Consider the following 22,378-nt stretch of genomic DNA (forward strand, 5'->3'; position numbering starts at 1 on the left):
ATCGTCCGTACCCCCGGTACAGCGACCGCGGCCGCCGCGTGTGCTGCGGTACCGACGCTACCGGCTGAGCCGCACGGTGGCGGTGAACAGCGACAGCCCGAGCAAGCCGGCGAGGACGTTTGCGATGACGACGATCATGGTTTCTTCGATCGTAGGCAGGTGTCGGCGGCGGGTAAAGAAAACCGCCAGATGAGCCGCTTGTAGCCGTGGCCCGCGCGGGCGGTCAAGGCGTGGTGCCACCGTTCGCCAGGACCCCCAGGCGGCCGATCTCGAACGGCCCGTTGGGGCCGACCATCGGGTCGGCGGCCGTGGCCTCGACGCTGTAGAGCAGGTAGGTGGCGGCCGGGCCGTCGTCGTCGACCAGCTGCACCACGCCCGGGGCCAGCTCCTGGCGGTGGTCGAGGAACGCCGACACCCGATCGACCACCGGCCCGTACGGCCACGGGACCAGCGCCGCCGGATCGTCGACGGTCGCGGCGGCGTACCCGATCGAATAGTTGGGCGGGATCGCGACGTCCATCCCGAACTGCTGCGACTCGGCGCTCTCGCGGCCGAAGCCGCTGAACCACAGGCGCAGGGCCGGGCCGCCAGGGCCGTCGGTGACCGCGGCGTGGGGGCTGCGCAGCGCGGCGACCGCGTCCCAGAACGGCGCCCGCGGCGCGCCCGGCGCGACCGTGACCTCGGCCGGCGTCAGCACCACGCCGCGGCCCGTCAGCGTCGCGGCGACCGCACCGGTGGCGAGCTCGATCGCGCCGCCGCGCTCGAAGTAGACCGCGGCCGTGCCGTCGGGCAGCGCCACCGCCGACGGCGCGTGGATCGCCGCGGGGCCGACCCCGCCGGTGAGGACCACCTGCCCGGCCCCGAAGCTGACGCCGTCGGTGGAGGTCGCGACCTTGATCGCCGCGCCGTCGCCGCTCTCGTAGTAGAGCGCCCAGCCGGTGGCGGTGGCCACCAGCGACGGCGCGTGCGCGGCGCCGGCGTCCTCGAGCACCGGCCGGGCCGGATCGAACCGGAACTGGACGCCGTCGCGCGAGGTCGCGCGCCAGATCGAGCGCTGGGTCGGCTGGGCCTCGGCGCCGACCTCGAGGTACAGGATCACGCGCAGGCCGTCGGTGGCCGCCACCGCGAACGGCTCGGCCACCACCCGCGGGACCCGCTGGACGTGGCAGCTCTCCGAGCCCGTGCACTCGCCGTCGACGGCGCAGTCGTCGGTGACGCAGAAGTTCCGGCTCGAGCAGACCTCGCCGGTCTGGCACTCGCTCGAGGTCGCGCACCGACCGCGGCAGGTGCCGTTGCTGCACTCCTCGCCGGGCGCGCAGGCGCCGGCGTCGCTGCAGGCCAGATCGCAGCGGTGCTGGCTGAACGTGCACACGCGATCGGCGGCGCAGTCCGACGCGGTCGCGCAGTACGGCACGGTGCAGCGGCCGCACACGCACGCCTCGCGCGAGCGGCAGTCGCCGTCGTCGGCGCACGGCGCCTCGATCTGGCTGCGATCGAAGCAGAAGCCGCCGGGCGCGGCCGCGACCGGCCCGAGGAACTGGTTGCCCAGGCACACCGGGGCCGGGCCCAGATCCCGCCACGGCGCGACGCCGTCGCCGGTGCGGGCGCCGCTGAACGGCTCCTCGGACGCGAAGCCGCAGGCCGCCAGCGCCAGCGTGAGCCCCACCGGGACCGCGACGAGGATGCGCATCAGAACCTCACCGTGGTGGTCAGGGTGGCGTGGACCACGTCGCCGCCCGACGAGAACGCCTGGCCGGGGAACAGGTCGACCTGCTTCTGCGTCAGGCGATCCTCGAGGTGCTGCCATTGCAGGCCGAGATCCACGTCGATCGGCCGGGTCAGGATCGGCCGGCCGTCGCGGATCGTGACGCCGACGCCGGCGGCGAGCTGCAGCCGGTCACCGTCGGCGTAGCTGGTGAGGCCGACCTGCGGCGGCACCGGCGACGGCAGGAACGCCGCGCCGGCCCGGGCCGCGACGTCGAGCCGCGCGCCCTGGTGGCGGTACTCGGTGCCGAGGCGGACGCTGACGGTGTCGGTGAAGTCGGGCGCCGGGGTCGCGGTCGAGACCAGCGGCGGCGTGATGTCGAGCGCCACCAGCACGTCGAGCGACGGCGGCGCCGGGAACGCCGACCACTGCTGCCAGGTCAGCTCGGCGTCGACGGTCCAGGCCGGCAGCACGTCGACCGCGATCGCGCCGGTGATCCGGGCCGGCGTGAAGTAGTCGCTGGCCCGCAGCGCCACCAGCGCGTCGCCGGTGACGACCCCGGCCACCTCGACGTTGGCGAGGATGTCGAGCGCGAGGTCGAGCGACAGCTGGCCGCGGTAGGTCACCGCCGCGCGCACGCGCGGGTGCGGCCGCAGCCACAGCCCGACCAGCGGCGCCACCCGCGGCGGCAGCTCGACGTCGAGCTCGGCCCGGCCGACCTTGGCGCCGGCGACGACGCCGACGTCGAAGACGATCTTGTTGCTGCGCGCGTCGGCCAGGAGCGACGCGCCGACGCCGAACGCCAGCTTGTCGGCGTGGGCCACCGCCGCGACCGGCTCGACCACCACGCGGGCGTCGTTGTCGAGCAGCAGGAACCGCGGCTCGGTGATCGGCGCCAGGCGGATGCGCGCCAGGTACTGATCGGGCAGGTACAGGCCCAGGCCGACGCCGAGCGTGAGCTCGGGCGTGAGCGGGATCGGCACCGCCAGGCCGATCGAGGTGCCGTGGACCGGCTCGACGCCGGCGTCGCGGCCGTCGAGGGCCAGGCCCATCCAGCCCGCGCTCCAGCCGATCGTCACCTCGGGGTGCTTGGCCAGCGCGACGCCGCCGGGCTGGTGGTGCGCGGCCGCGGCGCCGGTCGCGGTCGCGGTCACCGCGCCGCCCTGCCCGGCCGCGGCGCCGCCGAGCCCGAACTGCTCGAGCGGATCGGCCGCGGCCACCGCCGGCAGCGCCAGCAGCGCCGCCGCCGCGAGCGCGCGCGCGGTCACAGGCCGACCTCGACGGTGAGCCCGCCCGAGAACACCTGGCCGCCCGAGTCGATGCGCGGATAGCCGGGGTTTCCGATCTGCGCCCCCTGCGTGGCCGGCGCCTGGGGATCGTCGGTGACCTCGTCGCGCAGGCCGTCGAACGTGCCGCCCTCGACGCCGGTCGCCAGGATCGTCTTGGTCAGCGTCCGCGCGCCCAGCACCTGGGCCTGCGCGTGGATCGAGATGACCATCGGCTTGCCCGCGATCGCGCGCGGCCAGGCGTGGGCCAGGCCCAGGCCGATCGTGTGCTTGGGGCCGTCGAGCAGGTTGGTCACGCCCGGCTGCGACGCGGGCACCGGCGAGGTCTCGAACCCGTAGCCGGCGCGGCCGATCAACGCCGGGCCGAGCGCGACGTCGCCGCCGAGCCGGATCGACACGGTGTCCTGCCACGGCACCGACGGCAGCTCGGCCGCCAGCGGCCCCACCAGCGGCAGCGCGCTGCCGACCTTGACGAACGGGCCCGGGTAGCTCGACCAGCGCGCGTACCCGAGATCGAGGTGGATCGCGCCGCCGGGCGGACGCCAGGTCGCGCCGAGCGCCACCTGGTGCGGCGAGAACTGGCTGGTGGCCTGCAGATCGAGATCGATCGGCTCGCCCGCGACCTCGGTCTCGGCCACGGTCGAAAACGGCACCTCGAACCGCTGCCGGTACACCGCCGCGACCGCCAGATCGGCGCGCGGCCGCCAGCGCGCGCCGGCGACCAGTCGCGCCACCGCTGGCACGATCTCGTCGACGCGGGCCTCGAGCGCCCGGGTCGCGCCCTCGCCGGCCTCGATGCCACCGCCGAGCCCGGCCAGGAAGTTCGCGGCGACGCCGACCTCGATCGTGTCGGTGACGCGCACGCCCACGCCGGGCACCACGACCAGCCGCTCGCTGCGGCCCTGGTAGTACGGGAAGAACGGCTGGTCGGGGAACTGCGCGGTGATGCGGACGATCGATGTCGGCAGCACGTACATGCCGAGCCCGAGGCCGATCCGGCCCGCCAGCGGCCCGCCCAGCGGCGCCGGCAGCGTGACCCCGAACAGGCCGCCGCCGGGCTGCGCCAGGGGCGTGCGCCGATCGTTGATCCGCAGGTTCGACACCGCGCCCAGCACGCCGGTCGTGAGCGTGCGGCGCCCGGCGGCAAGCCCGGCCGGGTTCATCCAGGTCGCGGCCATGTCGTCGACGTCGGCGATGCCGGCGCCAGCGTGGGCGGCGTGGCGGCTGCCGAAGCCGAACAGCTCGATCGGGTTGGCGACGGCGGGCGCGGCCCGGCCCGCGGTGACGAGGCCCGCCACCACGGCGATCCGGCGCAGCCTGCCCATCCGGCGCATCGAGCCCGAATATCATCGACCACCCCCGCCGGGCCAGCGTGATCGCGGTCGACGACAGCCCGGGGCCGCGGTGGTAGGTTGATCGGATGCGGTCCGCCCATGGTCCTGGCCTCGCCGTGGCGCTCGCGCTTTTCGGCTGCGGCGCCGACGGCGGCGGCGGCTCCGTCGACGCCCGGGTGTTCGGCGAGCAGTGCCAGCCCGGCGGCACCTTCGCCCTCGACGGCCGGGCCGCGGTGCTCGGCACGCTCAACGTCCACGTCAACGCCTCGGGCCTGGTCGAGGTCGACACCACCGCCGAGCTGTTGATCGCCCTCGACATCGACCAGACCGGCACCGCGGTCGCGGTCCGGGCCGAGGCCTGCGCGATCGAGATCCCGGCGATCCCGATCGCCGGCCAGGACCGGCCGATCCGGTTCGAGGTCCCGGCGACGACCGTCGCGTCGGTGGCCGGCGTGTCCGGCACCGGCTCCCTGACCTCGGCCGACGCGACCTGCGCGACGCTCGCGACCGAGCGCCTGACCTTGGTGATCGGCGCGATCCTCGATCCCGCGACCGCCGCCACCGCGCCCTTGCCCGAGGCTGACAGCGCCGGCGCGTTCCGGTTCTGCCCGCCGTCGGCCGACACCACCTGCGACCTGGCGATCGGCGTCAACTGCGCGTGCGATCAAGAGGCCGACGCCAAGCCCGGCGCGACGCTCCTGGCCTACGACGTGCCCGCGGTGAACCTCGACGAGGTCTACGTCGCGCTGCGCACCCAGTTCGCGCTGACCGGCGAGGTGTTCTCGTCGGACCTGATCCTCGGCGAGATCGACGCGTCGATCCAGCAGGGCATCCTCGGCTGCCACCTGGCGACCGGCGGGCCGTGCACCCCGGCGCAGGTCGGCGCGGTCAAGAACCTGAACCCGGTGATCACCCAGCAGCCGGGCAACCCGTCGACGTTCCGGGCCGTGCGGGTGCCGACCGACGCGACCTGCGCCGACGTGATCGCCCAGCGCGACACGCTGTTCCCGCGCTGAGTTTCAGTCCTCGCGGGTCTTGCGCAGCGCGCCGGCCAGCGGATCGGCCCGGTCCTCGGGCCGCACGCCCAGCCCGTCGGCCTCACGGTCGCCCTCGTAGGGATCGCGGCCGTAGGCGTCGCGCACGAGGACCTCGCGCTCGGGCTGCGGGTGGACCGGCGCGGGCGCGTCGTCGGCGGTGGCCTCCTCGGGCGGCGGGTCCGGCGCGGCGGGGGCCGTCGGGATCGGTAGGGTCGGGGTCTGGTCCGGCATGCGTGCTCCTCGATCGGTTGTCGTCGGAGCAACGTAAGGACGAACCGCCGTCGCGCCAGCGGCCATGACCGCCCCGCCTGGGCGCCGGCCGCTACTTGGCGAACGGGTTGGTGAAGGTGTCGTCGCCGCCGCCGCCGCGCGGCTTCGGCGCGGCCTTCTTGACCAGCGTCACCGTGCGCGCGCCGTCCTGGTCGACCGGGATCGCGACGGTCTGGGCGCGCCAGCCGGCGCGCTCGAAGCGCACCGCCAGCGGGCGCGCGCCGCGCGGCACGGTCAGGTCGAGCGGCGTGGCACCGCGACGCTTGGTGCCGACGTAGACCGCGGCCCCGGGCGGGTCGGTGACCAGGTGCAGGGTCACGGTCGCGGCCGTGGGCGGCGGCGCCGGCTCGGGTGCGGCTGGCGTGACCTCGTCGGGCGACGGCGTCGTCGGCGCGGTCATCGTCGGCGCGGTCATCGTCGGCGCGGTCGTCGTCGGCGCGGTCGTCGCCGGCGCGGTCATCGTCGGCGCGGTCACCGTCGGCGCGGCCGCCGCGCCCACCTCGGCCGAGGGCGCGGTCGAGGAGCCGGCCGAGGTCGACGCGGAGGTCGCCCCACCACCACCGCCGCCACCCCCACGACCACCGCTCGACGCGACCACCGCGGCGAGGACGCCGAGCACCGCGAGCCCGAGCCCGAGCGCCAGCGGCCGGGTCAGCGAGCGCCCCGGCGGCTCCATCGGCACCTGGATCGCCGACGCCACCATCGAGTCGGTGCGCGGCAGCGGCGCCACCGGGCGCGCCATCGGCGCCGGCGTCGCCGACGGCGGCGGGGTCAGCGCGGCCCGCTGCGCCGACGGGCGCGAGCCTGGGTTGGGCGTGCCCGGACGTGGCGTCGAGCCGCCGGCCGACCGCGGCAGCTGGGGCCCGACCCGCCACGGCTCGGGCCGGGTGCCGAACACCTGGTGCATGAACCGCTCGACCGCGCGCTGCGAGATCGTGAGGCCGGCGCCCTCGGCGAACGCCTCGAGCGCGTCGCCCAGCTCGGCCGCGGTCTGGTAGCGGTGCGCGGGATCGACGGCCATCGCGCGCGCGACGATCGCCTCGAGCGCTGGCGGATAGCTGGCGCGCACCGACGACGGCGGCGCCACCTCGCCGCCGACGATCTTGGTCATCGTCTCGAAGTCGCTGTCGCTCTTGAACGCGCGGTGCTGGGTCGACAGCTCGTACAGGACGATCCCGAGCGCGAACACGTCGGCCCGGCGATCGATGTGCTGGGCCCGGCACTGCTCCGGCGCCATGTACGCGTACTTGCCCTTGACCACGCCGCTCTCGGTCTCGGTCGCGCGCTCGCTGGCCCGGGCGATGCCGAAATCGAGCACCTTGACCGCGCCGTCGTAGCCGACCATCACGTTCGACGGCGACACGTCGCGGTGGACGATCTCGAGCGGCCGGCCGTCGCCGCTCTCGCGGTCGTGGGCGTGGTGCAGGCCCGAGGCGGCGGCGATCGCGACCGCGACCGCGACCTCGAGCGGGATCGCGATCTGCCGCTGGCCGCACTCCTCGAGCAACGAGCGCACCGTGTCGCCGTGGACGTACTCCATCGCGTAGAAGAACTCGCCGTCGTCCTCGCCGACGTCGTAGACCTGCGCGATGTTGGCGTGGTGGAGGCCGGCGGCGAGGCGGGCCTCGTCGAGGAACATCCGCACGAACTGGTCGTTGCCGCGGCGCTCGCCCGCGATGACCTTGACCACCACGTAGCGCTCGAAGTCGCCGATGCCGCCCGAGCGCGCCAGGTAGATCTCCGCCATGCCGCCGGTCGCGAGGTAGCGCACCACCTCATAGCGCCCGAGACGTACGCCCATCGGGATGGCGGCCGCACGCATCCAGCGATGGTCCCGCGGCGACCGCGACGCCGTCAAGCGGACTCGCGAGGCCGCGCTCGGGCCCCCACCGGCGTCGGGGGCCTGGTACCATCAGCGGATGCGCGTCGCACTCGCCGTGCTGTTCGCCGCCGGGGCGCTCGCCGGCACCGCCCGGGCCGACGACGCCGACGAGCGCAAGGCCCGCGCCGCGACCTTGGTCGAGGCCGCCACCGCCGCCCAGCAGGCGGCCGACTACCCGACGGCCATCGCGCGCCTGCGCGAGGCGTACGACCTGATCCCACACCCAGACCTGCTCTACAACATGGGGCAGGCGTACCGCCTCGCCGACCAGCCCTGGGACGCGATCGAGCAGTACGAGCGCTACCTGGCGGTCGAGCCCAAGGGCAGCTTCGCGAAGACCGCGCGCCAGCACCTGGCCGCGCTCAAGAAGGCGACCCGCGGCAAGACCCGACCGACCGAGCCGCCGCCGAAGCCGGACGCGCCGCCACCGCCGCCACTGCCCGACGTCGTCGAAGATCGGCCGCCCCCGCCGACCGAGCCGCTCGCGCTGAACCGTGCCGAGCTGGCGCCGCCCGGTCGCGCTCGGCCTCGGCGTGGCTGGCGTGGCCGGGCTCGCGGTCGGCGGCTACTTCGGGCTGCACGCCCGCTCGATCAGCGACGAGCTGTCGAGCCACGACGGCCCCTGGACCGACGCGCTCCTGGCCAAGCAGCACGAGGGCGAGACCGCCGAGACCCGCGCGATCATCGGCCTGGCCGCCGGCGGCGCGCTGGTCGTGAGCGGCGTGATCCTGTTCGCGCTCGACCAGCGCGCGCGGGGCCGCGCCGACGACGTCGCGCTCGTGCCCACGCTGACCCCGTCGTCGGTCGGCCTCGCGGTCAGCGGCGCGCTCTAGGTCCCGTCGCCGCGCCATGGGCAACCTGTACCAGCGCCTCGACGACGACCAGCGCGAGCTCCACGACTCCTGGGAGAACATCGCGCGCATGCTGGTGGTGGTGGTGGTGCTCGCCGTGATCGTCTGGGGGCTGTGCTCGGGCCTGCGCTGGCTGGTCCACGCCAGCTTCGACGGCGTGCACCACTGGCTCGACGGCCGCGGCGGTGACGCGGTCGCGGTCGGCGCGCTCACGGCGCTGCTCGTCGTCGGCGGGCTCATCCGCGGCGCGATCCTGCGGCGCCCGGCCTGGCGCGAGACCGAGGGCGACGGGATCGACGTCGCGCTCGGCAACTACCACTGCACCTACGAGCACGCCGGCGACGATCCGCAGCCGCGCTACGACCGGCCGGCGTTCGGCCTCGCCGTGCGCAAGCTGATCGCGACCGCGCTCACCCTCGGCGCCGGCGGCTCGGGCGGGATCGAGGCGCCGGTGGTCGTCGCCGGCGAGGCGATCGGCGCCGGCTGCGCCCGGGTGTTCCAGGCCCGCCGCGAGGCCGAGCTGCGCACGTACCAGCTCGCGGGGATCGCCGCCGGGGTCGGCACGCTCCTGGGCGCGCCGTTCACCGCCGCGCTGTTCGCGATCGAGGTCGCGTACGGCGACCGCATCATCTACCGCAAGTTCGCCTACGCGCTGGTCGCCGCGATGATCGGCTACGCGCTCAACCAGCGCGTGCTCGGCACCGGCGTGCTGTTCTCGGCGCCGTGGCACGACCGCACCTACTCGCTGGCCGAGTACGGCATCACCGTGCTGGTCGCGGTCGCGGTGTCGGCGCCGATCGCGCTGGGGTTCGGGCTGCTGACCCGCCACACCGGCGCGCTGGTCCGTCGAGCCGACGGCATGCTCCGGGGCGCCGCCGGCGGCGCGGGCGGCGCGCTGGTCACGATCCCGCTGTGGCTCGCGGCCGACATCGAGCCCCACCACGTCCTCGGGATGGGCGAGCACACGCTGGCGGAGCTGCTGACCGGCGTCGACTACGCGTGGTGGTTCCTGGCGCTCTTGCTGATCGGCAAGATGCTCACGACCGGGTTCACGATCGGCTCGGGCGGCAGCGCCGGCATGCTGATCCCGGCGATGTTCCTCGGCGGCGTCTCGGGCCGCCTCACCGCCGAGCTGCTCGAGCTCGCCGGCCTCGCGCCGGCCGGGATGGACCCGGCGATCTTCGTCGTCGTCGGCATCGCCTCGTCGCTGGTCGCGGTGATCGGCGTGCCGCTCGCGGCGATCGCGCTGGTCCTCGAGGTGTTCGGCCCGCGCTACGGCCCGCCGGCCGCGCTCGCGTGTGGCATGACCTACGTGCTGACGCTGCGGATCAAGGTCTACGGCGCGCAGCGGCGCGCGCCCGACCCCGACGCCGACGAGACCGGCGGCGTCGCGCCCACGGCCTAGCCGATCGCGCCGCCGCGCCGCCGCGCTCAGTCCTTCTCGCTGCGCAGCGAGCGCTGCATCAGCCGCTGCATCGCGTCGCGCGCGGGCGCGCCCTCGTGGACGATCGCGTGCATCACCTCGGTGATCGGCGCCGGCACGCCGAGCTTGCGGGCCAGGTCCCAGGCGACCTTGGTGGTCTTGACGCCCTCGGCCACCATGCGCATGTCGCCGAGGATCTGGGCCATGGTCTGGCCGCGGCCGAGCGCGAGCCCGACCTTGCGGTTGCGCGAGGTGTCGCTCGAGCAGGTGAGCACGAGATCGCCCATGCCCGACAGGCCGGCGAAGGTCACCGGATCGGCGCCCATGGCCACGCCGATGCGCGTGATCTCGGCCAGGCCGCGGGTGATCAGCGCCGCCCGCGCGTTCGAGCCGAAGCCGAGCCCGTCGGACACGCCCGCGGCGATCGCGACCACGTTCTTGATCGCGCCGCCGACCAGCACCCCGACGACGTCGTCGGTCGAGTAGGTCCGGAACCGGTCGGTCGACAGCGCCCGCTGGACCATCGCGGTGGTCTCGGGATCGCGCCCGGCCAGGACGATCGCCGACGGCATGCCCCCGGCGATCTCGGCGGCGAAGGTCGGCCCCGACAGGTACGTGGCCCGGCCGGCGACGCGCGCGGGGAAGATGTCGGCGTAGACCCGGTCGATGGTCTGGAGCGTGCCGTCCTCGAGGCCCTTCGAGGCGTTGACCACGACCACGTCGGGATCGAGCCAGCCGGCCGCGCGCCCGAGCACGTCGCGGATCGCGTGCGATGGCGTGACCCCGAGGACGATGGCCTTGCCCCGGACCGCGGCCTCAAGGTCGGCGGTGACCGCGATCGACGGCGGCAGCGAGAACCCCGGCAGGTAGAGCGTGTTCTCGCGGCGCGCGGCCAGCTCGGCGGCCATCGCCTCGCCGCGGCACCAGAAGTGGACCCGGTGCCCCGCCGACGCGGCGAGGATGGCCAGGCAGGTGCCGTAGCTGCCGGCGCCGATGACGGCGACGTCCTGGGCTCGGTGGGCATCGCCTGCGAACCTACCTCATCCGGTGGCGGGATCGCCGGCGGCGGCGGTCGCGAGCACGACCCGGTCGCGCCCGGCCCGCTTGGCGCCGTAGAGGGCGTCGTCGGCCGAGCGCACCAGCGCCATCGCGTCGCTGGCGTCGTCGGGGAACGACGCCACGCCGACCGAGATCGAGACCTTGTGCAGCGGCTGGGCGTCGCCGTGGGCGAACGGGTACGTGACGATCCGCTCGCGGATCCGCTCGGCCAGCTTGGCGGCGGTGAACTTGGCGGTGTCGACCAGCACCAGGCCGAACTCCTCGCCGCCGTAGCGCGCGACCAGGTCGTTGGCGCGCCGGCCCTCGCTCAACAGCCGCCCGATCTGCCGCAGCACCTCGTCGCCCGACGGGTGGCCGTGGTGGTCGTTGTAGTGCTTGAAGTGATCGACGTCGATCATCAGCAGCGACAGCGGCAGGCCGTTGCGGGCCGAGCGCTCGACCTCGAGCGCGAGCCGCTCGTGGAAGTGGCGGTGGTTGTACAGGCCGGTCAGGCCATCGGTGACCGCGAGCTGCGCCAGCCGGGCGTTGGCCTCGGCCAGCTCGTGGGTGCGCTCGTGGATCTTGGCCTCGAGCTCGCGGTTCATCTCGAGCAGCGCCTGGTTCTTGGCCGACAGGGTCGCGATCAGCTCGCGGTTCTCGGCGGTCAGCCGGTACTGGCGCAGCAGGTTCTCGACCGCGAGGCGCAGCGACGCCTCGTCCCAGGGCTTGGACAGGTAGTGGTTGAGGTTGGCGCGGTTGATCGCGCTGACGACCGCGTCGAGGCCGGCCTGGCCGGTCAGCAGGATCTTGGTCGTCGACGGGCTCCGGCGATCGACCAGCTCGAGCAGGTCGACGCCCTTCATGCCCGGCATGATCTGGTCGGCGATCACCACGGCGATCTTCTCGCCGTCGCGCTCCAGCTCGTCGAGCAGCTCGAGCGCGTCGGCGCCCGACGACGCCGTCGCGATGTCGCACTCGTGCCCGAACCGGGCCGCGAGCTGCTGGCGCAGCGCGTGGAGCACGCCCTCCTCGTCGTCGACGCACAGGATCGTCTCGCGCACGCTCACGCCGATGCCCCCGCCCGCCCCGCCACCGTCGGCAGCCACACCACGAACGCGGTCCGGCCCGGCGCCGACTCGCACGCCACGCGGCCGCCGTGCTTGGCGACGATCTGCGCGACGATGCCGAGGCCGAGGCCGGTGCCCTCGCCCTTGGGCTTGGTCGTGAAGAACGGCTCGAAGATGCGCGGCAGGATCTCGGGCGGCACGCCCGGGCCGTCATCGACGATCCGCACGACCACGCCCGGGGGATCGGCCGCGGTCGCCCCGGCCGCCTCGGTCTCGATCGCGATCGCGCCCTTGCCGCCGCACGCTTGCACGGCGTTCTGGATCAGGTTGGTCCACACCTGATTGAGTTCATCGACAAAGATCGGCACCGCGGGCAATTCTGCGAAACGCCTCGTGACCGTTATATCACGCAGCGCATAGCCCATGAGGGTGAGCGTGGTCTCGATCCCCTCATGGACGTCGGCGCCGACCTGGGTCGGCTCCTCGTCGAGATGCGAGTAGGTCTTGAGCGCACCTACGATGCGCTGGATGCGCACGATGGCGTTGGCGATCACCAGCGAGCTCCGATGCACGTCCGCGTACTCGACCAGGTAGGTGAAGACCGGCAGCGCGGCGCCGGCCGGCGCGACGGCGAGCAGGGCGTCCACGACGGCGTCGTCGGCCCCCGCCTCGGCCAGGCGCGCCCCCAGCTCATGGGCCGCGTCGTCGACCACCCCTGCCAGCCGGGTCCGCAGCTCGCGCGTCGCCCGGCGGACCGCGGCCCCGGTCGGCATCCGCTCGCCGGCCAGCCGCCGGCCGTGGTCCTCGATCGTGGCGAACAGCGCCTGGCGCGCGGCCGCGGTCGGCAGCGCCGCCGCCAGCTCGCGCATCGGCTCGGCCAGGCGCCCGATCGCGCTGGTCATGCCCTCGACCGCCCCGCGGATCGCCGCGGACGGCGAGTTGATCTCGTGAGCGACGCCGGCGACCAAGAGGCCCAGCCCGGCCATCCGCTCGGACAGCACCAGCTGGGCCTGGGTGTCGCGCAGGTTGGCGAGCGCGCGCCCGAGCTCGGCGTTGATCGCGGTCAGCTCCGCGGTGCGCAGCCGGACCTTGGCCTCGAGCTCCTCGCTGGCCTCGCGGACCTGGGCGTAGAGGCGCGCGTTCTCGACCGCGGCGGCGGCCTGGTCGGCGAACGTCGCCAGCAGGTTGGCGTCGGCCTCGAGGAACGGCCGGCTGTAGCGCTGCCGGCCCAGGATCAGCACGCCGATCACCGCGCCCTTGCGCTCGAGCGGCGTCGCCATCAGCGAGCCGTCGATGCCGGCCGCCAGCGCGGCCTCGCGCCGGCGCGGGTCGGCGGCGGCGTCGTCGATCCGCAAGGTCGCGCGCAGCCGGGCGACCTGGGTCGCGATCGACACCAGCGGGGCAGCGTCGGCCGAGTCGAGGCCGATCAGCGCGCTGGCCAGCTCGGTCTTGCGCACGCGCGCCGCCGCGACGGTGACGCGCGGCTCGTCCGGGCGCGCGGTGCCGGTGACCGCGAACAGCGCGCACAGGCGCACGTCGAACACCCGGGCGATCGCGTCGACGATCTTGGACGACACCTGATCGAACTCGATCACCGACGACATCGCCCGGCCGGCGTCGTGGATCGCGACCATCTCGCGCATGCGCGCGGCCAGGCGCTGCTGGTTCTCCTTGAGCGTCGTGGTCATGTGCGCGAACGCCAGCGCCAGGTCGCCGATCTCGTCGCCGGGCGCCACGTCGATGACGTGGTCGAGCTCGCCCCGGGCGATCGCGACCGCGCCGCGGTGCAGCTTGGCGATCGGGCGCCCGACCCGGCGGGTCAGCGCCGCGGCCAGGAGCAGCGCGAACACCAGCGCCACCGCGGCGCCGATCGCCAGCGATCGGAACGCCACCCGCTGAGCCTGCGACACCGCCCGGCGATCGATCGCGACCGCGAACAGGCCGACCGCCCGGCCGCGGTCGTCGACCAGCGCGGTCCACGCGACCGCGTGCTCGCGCCCGGCGATGGCCTGGGTCACGACCGGGTGGCTGCGCTCGCGCACGCCCTGCAGCACCTCGGTCGGCACCTGCAGCGCGCTCAGCCGCCGACCGTCGCGGTCGCGCACGGTCGAGGTCGCGACGCCGGCGTTGAGGCTGCCGATCAGCACGTCGACGCCGAGCGCGCCCTTGATGCCGTCGGCGAAGGCGCCGTCGAGCGGCACCGAGATCACGACCACGCCGACCAGCTCGAGCCGGCGATCGAGCACCGGCGCCGACGCCCGGACCACGACGCCCTTGGGCGACAGCTCGAGCTGGACCCGGCGCGACCACGCCAGCGCGGTCGCGACCGTCGCCGACCCGCCGTCGACCGCCAGCTCGGAGAAGCGCGCGGCGTCGCCGCCGACGACCTCGCCGTCGATCGGCCGCCCGTCGAGCGCGAACACCTGGACCAGCGACGACGGCAGGTGCGGCGACGCCCGGGCGATGACCTCGTGGACCGCCGCCTCGCCCTGGGGGATCGCGGTCGCGAGCTCCTCGTCCGCGGCCAGCCGGACCGCGTCCTCGCCGAGGCGCTCGACCGCGCGCAGGGTCAGGTTGAGCCCGACCTCGAGCTGACGCTCGACGTCGTCGCGCAGGCCCCGATCGAGGCTGCCGAGCACGACGCCCGAGGCCAAGGACGCCACCACGAGCATCGGCAAGAGCGCCGCCACCGACAGCGCCAGCGCGATCTTCTGGCGCAGCCGGGCCTCGGCGACGCGCCGGATCGGCCAGGTCAGGGCGCGCCCGAGCGCGCGCGCGAGGCCGGCCAGCGTCACCGCGGCGCCCGCCGGATGCCCGCGTAGACCACGTGGCCGCTGTGGTTGACGACCACGCCGGTGAGATCCACGCGGGCCGCCACGGTCACCTGCGAGTGCGCCAGCGGCACCCACGGCGCGTCGGCGGCGATGCGGCGCTGGGCCTCGGTGTACAGCGCCTCGCGCTCGCCGCGGTCCTCGACCCGCTGCGCCCGCCTCAGCAGCGCCGAGACCTCGTCGTCGCGATAGAAGGCGATGTTGCGGGCGATGCCCGGCACCGTGTTGTCCTTGTCGAACATCAAGTAGAGGTAGTTGTCGGGGTCACCGTTGTCGCCGACCCAGCCCGCCAGCGCCAGATCGTGGCGGCCGGCCTGAGTGTCCTGGCGCTGGGCCGCGAACGGCTGCAGGATCGGCTCGACGTGGAGCCCGACCGCCTCGAGGTTGGCGCGGACGATCCGCGCGACCTGCTCGGGGTTCGGCAGGTACGGCCGGGGCGCCGACGGCGCGTACAGCGTGTAGGTGCGGCCCAGATCGATCACCCCCTCGGCGGCCAGCTCGGCCAGGCGGGCCCGGGCCCGCTCGGGCGCGAACGTCGTCGCCCCCAGCCCGGCCTGGTAGCCCCACTGCGACGGCGGCAGCGGCCCGTCGGCGACGGTGGCCAGGCCCTGGTAGGCCAGCCGCACGATCGCCTGCTTGTTGATCGCCATCGCCACGGCCTGCCGCACCTCGACCCGATCGAACGGCGGCCGGGCGCAGTTCATCGCCAGGTAGGTGACGTTGTTGGCCGGGGGCCGGTGCAGCGTCAGGCCCGGGTGCAGATCGAGGAACTGCGACTCGCTGGGCAGGATCGCGAGCGCGAGATCGACCGCGCCGCTCTCGAGATCGATCAGCCGCTGGCGCGGATCCGGGATCACCTCGAACACGACCCGCTCGATCGTCGATCGCGGCCCCCAGTAGTGCGGGTTGCGCACGATCACGATCCGCTCGCCGCGGGTCCAGCGCTCGAGCTGGAAGGGGCCCGTCCCGACCGGGTGATCCCCGAAGTCGTCTCCCCAGCGCGCGACCGCCGTCGGCGACACGATCGACACCGGGAACGTGGCCATGCTGGCCAGGAACGGCGCGAACCGATCGGCGATGGTGATCCGCACCGTGGTCGGGTCCAGCGCCTCGACCCGCTCGATGTTCTTGAAGGCGTTCTCCCAGTAGCCGAACTTGCCGCGGTGGAACGGGTGCTGCGGATCGCGCTGGCGCTCGAAGCTGAACACCACCGCGGCGGCGTCGCAGGGCGTGCCGTCGTGGAAGCGGACCCGGGGCCGGAGCTGGAAGGTCCAGACCCGCCCCGAGGCGTCGACCTCCCAGCGCGTGGCCAGGGCCCCCTCGATCTCGGCCGAGCCCGGCCGGTAGCGCACCAGGGTCTCGTAGATCTGGCCGATGACCTCGGCCGACTCGTTGTCGCTGGGCCGGGCCGGATCGAGCGAGCTGGCGTCGACCGGCCGGGCCACGACGATCGTGCCGTTGCGCTGGGTCAGGTTGTCGTGATCGGGCGGCGCGAAGCCCAGGCTGCGGGCGTCGCACGCGGTCACCCCGAGGGCGACGGCGAGGACCGCGAGGCGGGCGCGCGACACGCCGTCGATTGTAGCGCCAGACCACCCGTCGCCGCGATTGACTCTCGTCTTTCGCTCACTTAGCCTCACGGCCGGGGTAGCGGTCGGGCACCGCCCCGGCCCGTCGTGAATGAGCTACGCCCCAACCCCGTCTCTCACAGGACCTCGCGCATGATCCGATCATCTCGTTCCGTTCTCGCCCTGGCCGTCGTGGCGATCCTGGCGCTCGCCGCGTGCGACATGGGTCAGTTCACGGTCAACACCACCGCCAAGGTGCTGATCCGGGCCCAGCCCTCGATCAAGATGGAGTCGGACTACGACCTGGCGGCCCGGGCGATCCCCGGCACGCTCAAGACCGTCGAGGGCTTCTGGGTGGTCGATCCCGGCAACCCGATCCTGCGCGGGATCCTGGCCGAGGGCTACTGCCAGTACGGCATCGGCTTCGTCGAGGACGAGTGGGAGCGCGCGCTGATCGCCAACGACTTCGACCTGGCCCAGCACCTCGACAACCGCGCGACCCGCATGTTCGTGCGCTGCATGAACTACGCGCTCATGACGCTGGGCAAGAAGTGGCAGGACGGCCTGTTCGGCGACACCGAGTCGATCGCCAAGCTGGTCGCGAGCGCCAAGGGCAGCCAGCGCACCCCGCTGATGTGGGCCGCGATCGGCCTGGGCTCGATGATCAACCACAACAAGGACAACGTCGAGCTCGTGGCCCAGGCCCCGACCGCCAAGCTGATGTTGCTCAAGGTGGTCGAGCTCGACGAGAAGCACCCGCCCAAGGACAAGGCGGCGGCGGCCCTGCCCCACGTCGCCCTGGGGCTGCTCTACACCGCGGCCGGCGCCCAGCTCGGCGGCGACGCGGTCAAGGCCGAGGCGCACTTCAAGAAGGCGCTGGCGCTGACCGACGACAAGTTTCTGCTGGCCCGCGTGAATTACGCGAAGAAGGTCGGCGTCATGACTCAGAACCGCAAGTTGTTCCACGATGAACTCGTGAAGGTGCTGCAGACCGACCCGGCGATCTGGCCGGAGCAGCGGCTCGCCAACGAGATCGCCCACCGGCGCGCCCGCCGGTATCTCAGCCAGGAAAAGGAGCTCTTCTGATGCGCACGACCGTCCTCTCACGCCTCACGCTCGCGACCACCGTCGCGCTCTCGCTCGCGACGGTCGCCACCGCAGCGGCGGACAACCTCCAGCTCCGGCTCGCCACCTTGGCCCCCGACGGCAGCTCGTGGATGAAGATCCTCGGCAAGGGCGCGGCCGAGGTCGGCAAGAAGACCGAAGAACGGGTCACCGTCAAGTACTTCCCGGGCGGCGTCATGGGTGACGAGCGCGACGTCGTGCGCAAGATCAACCTGGGCCAGCTCGACGGCGCCGCGGTGACCTCGGTCGGCTTGTCGATGGTCGACGAGTCGATCCGCGTGCTCGAGCTGCCGCGCATGTTCGCGTCGGTCGAGGAGCTCGACTACGTGGCCGACAAGATGTGGCCGTACTTCCAGAAGAAGTTCGAGGCCAAGGGCTTCCGCCTCGGGGACCGCGGCGAGGTCGGCTGGATCTACCTGATGTCCAAGTCCGAGCTCAAGTCGATGGCCGACGTCAAGGGCGCCAAGCTGTGGCTCTGGGGCGACGACGGCCTGGTCCGCGCGATGTACAAGGCGCTCGGCGTCTCGGGCGTGCCGCTGGGCGTGCCCGAGGTCGAGGGCAACCTCTCGACCGGCCGCATCAACGCCTGCTACGGCTCGCCGCTGGCGGCCGTGGCGCTGCAGTGGAACACCAAGGTCAAGTACATGACCGAGATGCCGATGAGCTACGCGATCGGCGCGACGATCATGAAGCTCGACGCGGTCAAGAAGATCTCGCCCGGCGACGAGAAGCTGATCGCCAAGATCACCAAGGGCATGCAGAAGACGCTGCGCAAGCAGATCCGCAAGGACAACGAGAGCGCCAAGAAGCAGATGGAGCGCAAGGGCGTCAAGATCTCGCCGACGCCCGCGGACATGGTCGCCGAGTTCGACAAGGCCGCCCAGAGCGTCTGGAAGGAGCTCGAGGGCAAGATGTACTCGAAGGCCGAGCTCGCCGACGTGCTCAAGTACCGCGGCGAGTACCGCGCCAAGAACGGCGCGAAGTAGCTCGCCCCACGACGGCGAACCACGCGAGGCCCGGCGACGGGCCTCGTGGCGTTTTCGGGGCAGCCGGGTGGACGCATGCGCGAGCCCGGCGCGGGCCGCGCGGGCGGCGGCCGGTGACGACGCGGCTAGCGCCGGCCCTTGAAGCCCATCATCCCCTGGATGACCGACTCGCTGGCCTCGGCGATCTCGGCGCCCTCGCGCGCGCGGTCGGCGCGGTCGGGGCACAGCTTGACGGCCTTCCCGTCGACCTTCACCGAGACCAGCTTCTCGACCTCGTCCTTGCATTCGCGGCAGGTGGGCATCGCCGTCCGAGCGTACGCCAGGACGCGTCGGGAAGGACGCGCCGCGCCGCCGCCACGTCGGCCGCGGCGATCCGGCGAAACCCGGGCGAAATCCCGGCCCCTCGGTTGAGGCTGCTTCGCCGGACCCGTACGATCCGGCCGTGGCAAACGACCCTGCGCCGCCTGATCCCGAAGCGCCCGAGCCTGGGACGACCGACCCGGCCGACACCGCGCCAGCCGGCCCTGAACCCGCGGCGGGGACGTCCGCCCCGCGGCCAGCCACGCTCCCGCCCGCCACCGCCGTCGCCGGCGTCGCGCACGAGGGCGAGCCGCCGCTGGCTCGCAAGCTGCGCATGGTCGACGAGGGCGTCGGCAGCGGCGAGCGCGTCGTGATCGCGCTCCTGTTCGCGTTCCTGGTCGCGATCGGCTTCTACCGCACGTTCGCCGACCTGATCTGGAACAAGCGCCCGCTGTGGGCGGTCGAGGGCATCCGGGTCTCGGTGTTCGCGATCGCGATGCTGGGCGCGGCGTTCGCCACCCACCACAAGCGCAACTTCTCCCTCGACCTGGTCTCGCGGGCGTTCGCGCCGAGGGGCCGAGCGGTGCTGCGGGTGCTGCTGAACCTGGTCGCGCTCACCGCGGCGACGCTCTTGCTCTACGGCGGCTGGCTGGTGAAGAAGGCCATCTCGGCCGAGAAGCACTACGAGCTCGTGCCCAAGTGGGTGATCGGCTGGTTCATCCCGATCGCGGCGGCGCTGATCATCGTCCACCTCGTGCTGCACACCGTCATCGAGCTCGCCTACCTCGGCCGCGGCCAGACCGCGCCCGAGCCCGAGCAGGCGGTCGGGTGATCCCATGCTGACCATCGCCGTCATCCTCCTCGTGCTGGCGTTCGCCAGCGGCGCCCCCCTCTACAGCGTCATGCTGTTGCTCACCGCGGTCGGCGCGCTCTCGATCGGCCGCGGCTTCGACGCCGACTTCGGCGGCGCGATCTCCGAGTTCGTCAAGCTCGGGACCGGCGACGCCGCCGACGTGTTCTCGACCATCCCGCTGTTCATCTTCGCCGGCTACGTGATGGCAGCGTCGAAGACCGCCGAGCGCCTGGTGCGGTTCTCGAACGCGCTCCTGGGCTGGATGCCGGGCGGCCTGGGCATCGTCACGATCATCGCGTGCGCGATCTACACCACGTTCACCGGCGCCTCGGGCGTGACGATCGTCGCGCTCGGCGGCCTGCTCATGCCGGCGCTGGTCAAGCAGAAGTACCCCGAGCGGTTCGCGCTGGGCCTGCTCACCGGCACCGGCTCGGTCGGGCTGCTGTTCCCGCCGGCGCTGCCGATGTTCATCTTCGGCACGGTCCTGGGCCTGCAGCAGGAGCTGACCAAGAACTGGGCGCTGCAGAACTACCTGTGGGAGTGGGACACGCAGCGCTTCATCTGGGCCGGCATCGTGCCGGGCCTGGTGCTGGTCGCGTGCCTGTCGGTCGTGGTCATCGTGATCGCGATCATCAAGAAGCTGCCGCGCCAGAAGTTCGACGTCGGCGAGCTGGGGCGCTCGTTCATCGCGGCCGCGCCCGAGCTGGCGCTGCCGTTCCTGATCATCGCGGCCCTGGCCAAGGGCCTCGGCGGCATCGCCGAGATCGCGTCGGTGACGGTGCTGTACCTGATCCTCCTCGAGATGGGCTCTTCCGGACATCAAGCTCCCGGCGCTGTGGCACATCACCAAGGAGTCGATGGCGCTGATCGGCGCGATCTTCATCATCGTGTTCGCGTCGAGCGCGGTGACCAACTACCTGGTGACCGCGGGCGTGCCCGGCAAGCTGGTCGCGTGGACCCAGGCGCACATCGGCTCGCGCGCCGGCTTCCTGCTGGCGCTCAACGTGCTGCTGATCGTCGTCGGCATGATGATGGACATCTTCTCGGCGATCCTGATCGTGCTGCCGCTGATCGCGCCGATCGCCTACCACTACGGCGTCAACCCGTACCACCTCGGCGTGATCTTCCTGCTCAACCTGGAGATCGGCTACCTGACCCCGCCGGTCGGCCTGAACCTGTTCATCTCGAGCTTCAAGTTCCGCCGCCCGGTGATCGACGTCGTCCGGGCGGTGCTGCCGTTCATGGGCGCGATGATCTTCGCGCTCCTGCTCGTCACCTTCATCCCCAGCCTGACGGTCGTGCCGCCGCCCAAGCCGCGCGGCACCCTCGACGGCCTGGTCGCCGTGGTCAGCGCCTCGAAGCAGGCGGTGCTCAACGTCAAGACGGTGACGCTGCCGGGCGGCAAGGTGGTCAAGCAGGACGACTGCGCCGCGATCACCGACGACTTCGACCGCGAGAACTGCCTGGGCCTGTTCACCGACGTCACCAACTGCCGCGCCAAGGCGCCGGACGAGGCCAAGACCTGCGAGGACGGCAAGATCGCCAGACTGGGCGAGGCGACCCAGGCCGATCGACGACGACGGCGGGCTTCGGGCGACGAGGACGAGGACACCGAGGACACCGACACCGACGACAGTGACACGACCGACGACGGTGACACGACCCGCGCCGGCCGCCGACGCTGGCGACGCGCGCCGGCGCGGGATCGGGGACGGGATCCGGGGACAGGATCGGGATCGGGGTCGGGATCAGGATCAGGATCAGGATCGGGGACGGATCGGGATCGGGGACGGGATCGGGGACGGGCACGGCGACGGGTTCGGGGGTCGGGCCAGGCACGGGTTCTGCCGCGGGCGCGCCGTAGCCACCGCACGGTTGGCGCCGGGAACCGGCTCGCCTGAGCCCGTGCTAAGAACGCGGACCTTGCGATGAGTCCGGTCCGCGCGGTCATCAAGACGCTTCGCCCCCACCAGTGGGTGAAGAACTTGTTCGTCGCGGCGCCGCTGGTGTTCGCGAAGCACCTCGTCGATGAGGGGTACGTGGTCCGGGCGGCGCTGGCGGTGCTGGCGTTCTGCGCCCTGTCGGGCGCGGTCTACGCGTTCAACGACGTCCGCGACGTCGAGGCCGATCGCGCGCACCCGAGCAAGCGCCACCGGCCGATCGCCGCCGGCTTCCTCGGCGAGCGGGCGGCGCTGTGGCTGGCGGCGGTGCTGGCGCTGGCCGGGCTGGCGACCGCGTTCGCGCTGGCGCCGATGGCGGGGCTGTGGGCCGGCGTGTACCTGGTCCAGAACCTGGCCTACAGCCTCAAGCTCAAGGAGGTGGCGTTCGTCGACGTCGTGCTGATCGCCGGCGGGTTCATCCTGCGGGTCATGGCCGGCGGCGCGGCGATCGCCGTCGCGCCGTCGCCGTGGCTGCTGGCGTGCACCGGGCTGCTGGCGATGTTCCTGGGGCTGGGCAAGCGCGCCCACGAGCTGGCCCGCGCCAAGCTGGCCGGCCGCGACGTCGGCACGACCCGCGCGGCGCTGGCCGGCTACCACCCGACGGCGGTGCAGTGGTCCATGATCGGCCTGGCGCTGGCGACCGTCGCGGCCTACGTCGCCTACACCATCGACGCGCACACGATCGCGTTCTTCCACACGCGCAAGCTGCCGTGGAGCGCGCCGTTCGGCGCCATCGGCATCGGCCGGTTCGCGCAGCTGGCGCTGCGATCGACCGGCGAGGACAGCCCCACCGAGGCGATGCTGCGCGATCCGGTGTTCCTGCTGAACCTGCTGGCGTGGACCGTCGTGATCCTCGCGATCGTGTACTGACGGCGCGACACGAAC

The 22,378-nt window shown here is 73.2% G+C and carries 17 protein-coding genes and 2 pseudogenes; 9 read left to right on the forward strand and 10 right to left on the reverse strand.

Annotated features, from left to right (window positions below):
• Positions 1 to 223 precede the first annotated feature (223 nt).
• The 3 genes from IPL61_14140 to IPL61_14150 are packed head-to-tail and all read right to left on the reverse strand — an operon-like array spanning position 224 to position 4,325.
• Positions 224 to 1,690 (reverse strand): hypothetical protein, encoded by a 1,467-nt coding sequence (locus tag IPL61_14140; protein MBK9032427.1) that lies wholly within the window; start codon positions 1,688 to 1,690, stop codon positions 224 to 226.
• A complete protein-coding gene (locus tag IPL61_14145) occupies positions 1,690 to 2,973 on the reverse strand; it encodes an outer membrane protein transport protein (protein ID MBK9032428.1) in 1,284 nt (427 codons plus the stop codon). The genes IPL61_14140 and IPL61_14145 overlap by 1 nt, the downstream gene beginning before the upstream one ends.
• Positions 2,970 to 4,325 (reverse strand): hypothetical protein, encoded by a 1,356-nt coding sequence (locus IPL61_14150; protein ID MBK9032429.1) that lies wholly within the window; start codon positions 4,323 to 4,325, stop codon positions 2,970 to 2,972. Before IPL61_14150 ends, IPL61_14145 begins: the two co-directional genes overlap by 4 nt.
• An 86-nt stretch (positions 4,326 to 4,411) precedes the next feature.
• On the opposite strand from IPL61_14150, the gene IPL61_14155 reads away from it, so the two are divergent.
• Positions 4,412 to 5,341 (forward strand): hypothetical protein, encoded by a 930-nt coding sequence (locus tag IPL61_14155; protein MBK9032430.1) that lies wholly within the window; start codon positions 4,412 to 4,414, stop codon positions 5,339 to 5,341.
• A gap of 3 nt (positions 5,342 to 5,344) precedes the next feature.
• Here the strand turns inward: IPL61_14155 and IPL61_14160 are convergent, their stop codons facing one another.
• Both IPL61_14160 and IPL61_14165 read right to left on the reverse strand, forming a co-directional pair.
• On the reverse strand, positions 5,345 to 5,593 hold the full coding sequence (locus tag IPL61_14160; protein ID MBK9032431.1) for a hypothetical protein: 249 nt from the start codon (positions 5,591 to 5,593) through the stop codon (positions 5,345 to 5,347).
• A gap of 91 nt (positions 5,594 to 5,684) precedes the next feature.
• Positions 5,685 to 7,454 carry a serine/threonine protein kinase gene (locus IPL61_14165; GenBank protein ID MBK9032432.1) on the reverse strand — a complete coding sequence of 590 codons (1,770 nt, stop codon included), beginning with the start codon at positions 7,452 to 7,454 and terminating at the stop codon, positions 5,685 to 5,687.
• A gap of 554 nt (positions 7,455 to 8,008) precedes the next feature.
• Between IPL61_14165 and IPL61_14170 the strand changes: the two genes are divergently transcribed.
• Both IPL61_14170 and IPL61_14175 read left to right on the forward strand, forming a co-directional pair.
• The gene (locus IPL61_14170) at positions 8,009 to 8,347 is read left to right on the forward strand and encodes a hypothetical protein (protein ID MBK9032433.1); all 339 of its coding nucleotides are present in this window, start codon (positions 8,009 to 8,011) and stop codon (positions 8,345 to 8,347) included.
• Positions 8,348 to 8,363: 16 nt separating this feature from the next.
• Positions 8,364 to 9,770, forward strand: a complete 1,407-nt coding sequence (locus IPL61_14175) for a chloride channel protein (protein ID MBK9032434.1) — start codon at positions 8,364 to 8,366, stop codon at positions 9,768 to 9,770.
• Positions 9,771 to 9,796: 26 nt separating this feature from the next.
• On the opposite strand, the gene IPL61_14180 is transcribed toward IPL61_14175, so the two are convergent.
• Genes IPL61_14180 through IPL61_14195 form a run of 4 tightly spaced genes read right to left on the reverse strand, consistent with a single transcriptional unit; the run spans position 9,797 to position 16,292 of the window.
• The gene (locus IPL61_14180) at positions 9,797 to 10,783 is read right to left on the reverse strand and encodes an NAD(P)-dependent glycerol-3-phosphate dehydrogenase (protein ID MBK9032435.1); all 987 of its coding nucleotides are present in this window, start codon (positions 10,781 to 10,783) and stop codon (positions 9,797 to 9,799) included.
• A gap of 45 nt (positions 10,784 to 10,828) precedes the next feature.
• Complete coding sequence (locus IPL61_14185) at positions 10,829 to 11,887, reverse strand: diguanylate cyclase (GenBank protein ID MBK9032436.1); 1,059 nt, start codon at positions 11,885 to 11,887, stop codon at positions 10,829 to 10,831.
• Between the two features lie 2 nt (positions 11,888 to 11,889).
• Complete coding sequence (locus tag IPL61_14190; GenBank protein ID MBK9032437.1) at positions 11,890 to 14,688, reverse strand: HAMP domain-containing protein; 2,799 nt, start codon at positions 14,686 to 14,688, stop codon at positions 11,890 to 11,892.
• On the reverse strand, positions 14,685 to 16,292 hold the full coding sequence (locus tag IPL61_14195; GenBank protein MBK9032438.1) for an ABC transporter substrate-binding protein: 1,608 nt from the start codon (positions 16,290 to 16,292) through the stop codon (positions 14,685 to 14,687). The genes IPL61_14190 and IPL61_14195 overlap by 4 nt, the downstream gene beginning before the upstream one ends.
• Positions 16,293 to 16,442: 150 nt before the next feature.
• Between IPL61_14195 and IPL61_14200 the strand changes: the two genes are divergently transcribed.
• Both IPL61_14200 and dctP read left to right on the forward strand, forming a co-directional pair.
• Entirely contained in the window at positions 16,443 to 17,375 is a 933-nt protein-coding gene (locus tag IPL61_14200) for a hypothetical protein (GenBank protein MBK9032439.1), read from the forward strand.
• Complete coding sequence (dctP, locus tag IPL61_14205; protein ID MBK9032440.1) at positions 17,375 to 18,400, forward strand: TRAP transporter substrate-binding protein DctP; 1,026 nt, start codon at positions 17,375 to 17,377, stop codon at positions 18,398 to 18,400. Before IPL61_14200 ends, dctP begins: the two co-directional genes overlap by 1 nt.
• Positions 18,401 to 18,525: 125 nt before the next feature.
• Here dctP and IPL61_14210 read toward each other — a convergent pair whose 3' ends face one another.
• Positions 18,526 to 18,702 (reverse strand): hypothetical protein, encoded by a 177-nt coding sequence (locus tag IPL61_14210; protein ID MBK9032441.1) that lies wholly within the window; start codon positions 18,700 to 18,702, stop codon positions 18,526 to 18,528.
• A gap of 140 nt (positions 18,703 to 18,842) precedes the next feature.
• Between IPL61_14210 and IPL61_14215 the strand changes: the two genes are divergently transcribed.
• From IPL61_14215 to IPL61_14230, 4 genes and pseudogenes are all read left to right on the forward strand, one after another.
• A complete protein-coding gene (locus tag IPL61_14215; protein ID MBK9032442.1) occupies positions 18,843 to 19,532 on the forward strand; it encodes a TRAP transporter small permease in 690 nt (229 codons plus the stop codon).
• A gap of 4 nt (positions 19,533 to 19,536) precedes the next feature.
• Positions 19,537 to 20,370, forward strand: a pseudogene (locus tag IPL61_14220) (TRAP transporter large permease subunit).
• Positions 20,371 to 20,410: 40 nt separating this feature from the next.
• A pseudogene (locus IPL61_14225) lies at positions 20,411 to 20,842 on the forward strand (TRAP transporter large permease subunit).
• 639 nt (positions 20,843 to 21,481) lie between these two features.
• On the forward strand, positions 21,482 to 22,363 hold the full coding sequence (locus IPL61_14230) for a UbiA prenyltransferase family protein (protein MBK9032443.1): 882 nt from the start codon (positions 21,482 to 21,484) through the stop codon (positions 22,361 to 22,363).
• Positions 22,364 to 22,378 lie beyond the last annotated feature (15 nt).

The organism is Myxococcales bacterium (assembly GCA_016717005.1).
In the GTDB taxonomy this organism is placed as follows: Bacteria; Myxococcota_A; Polyangia; order Haliangiales; family Haliangiaceae; genus UBA2376.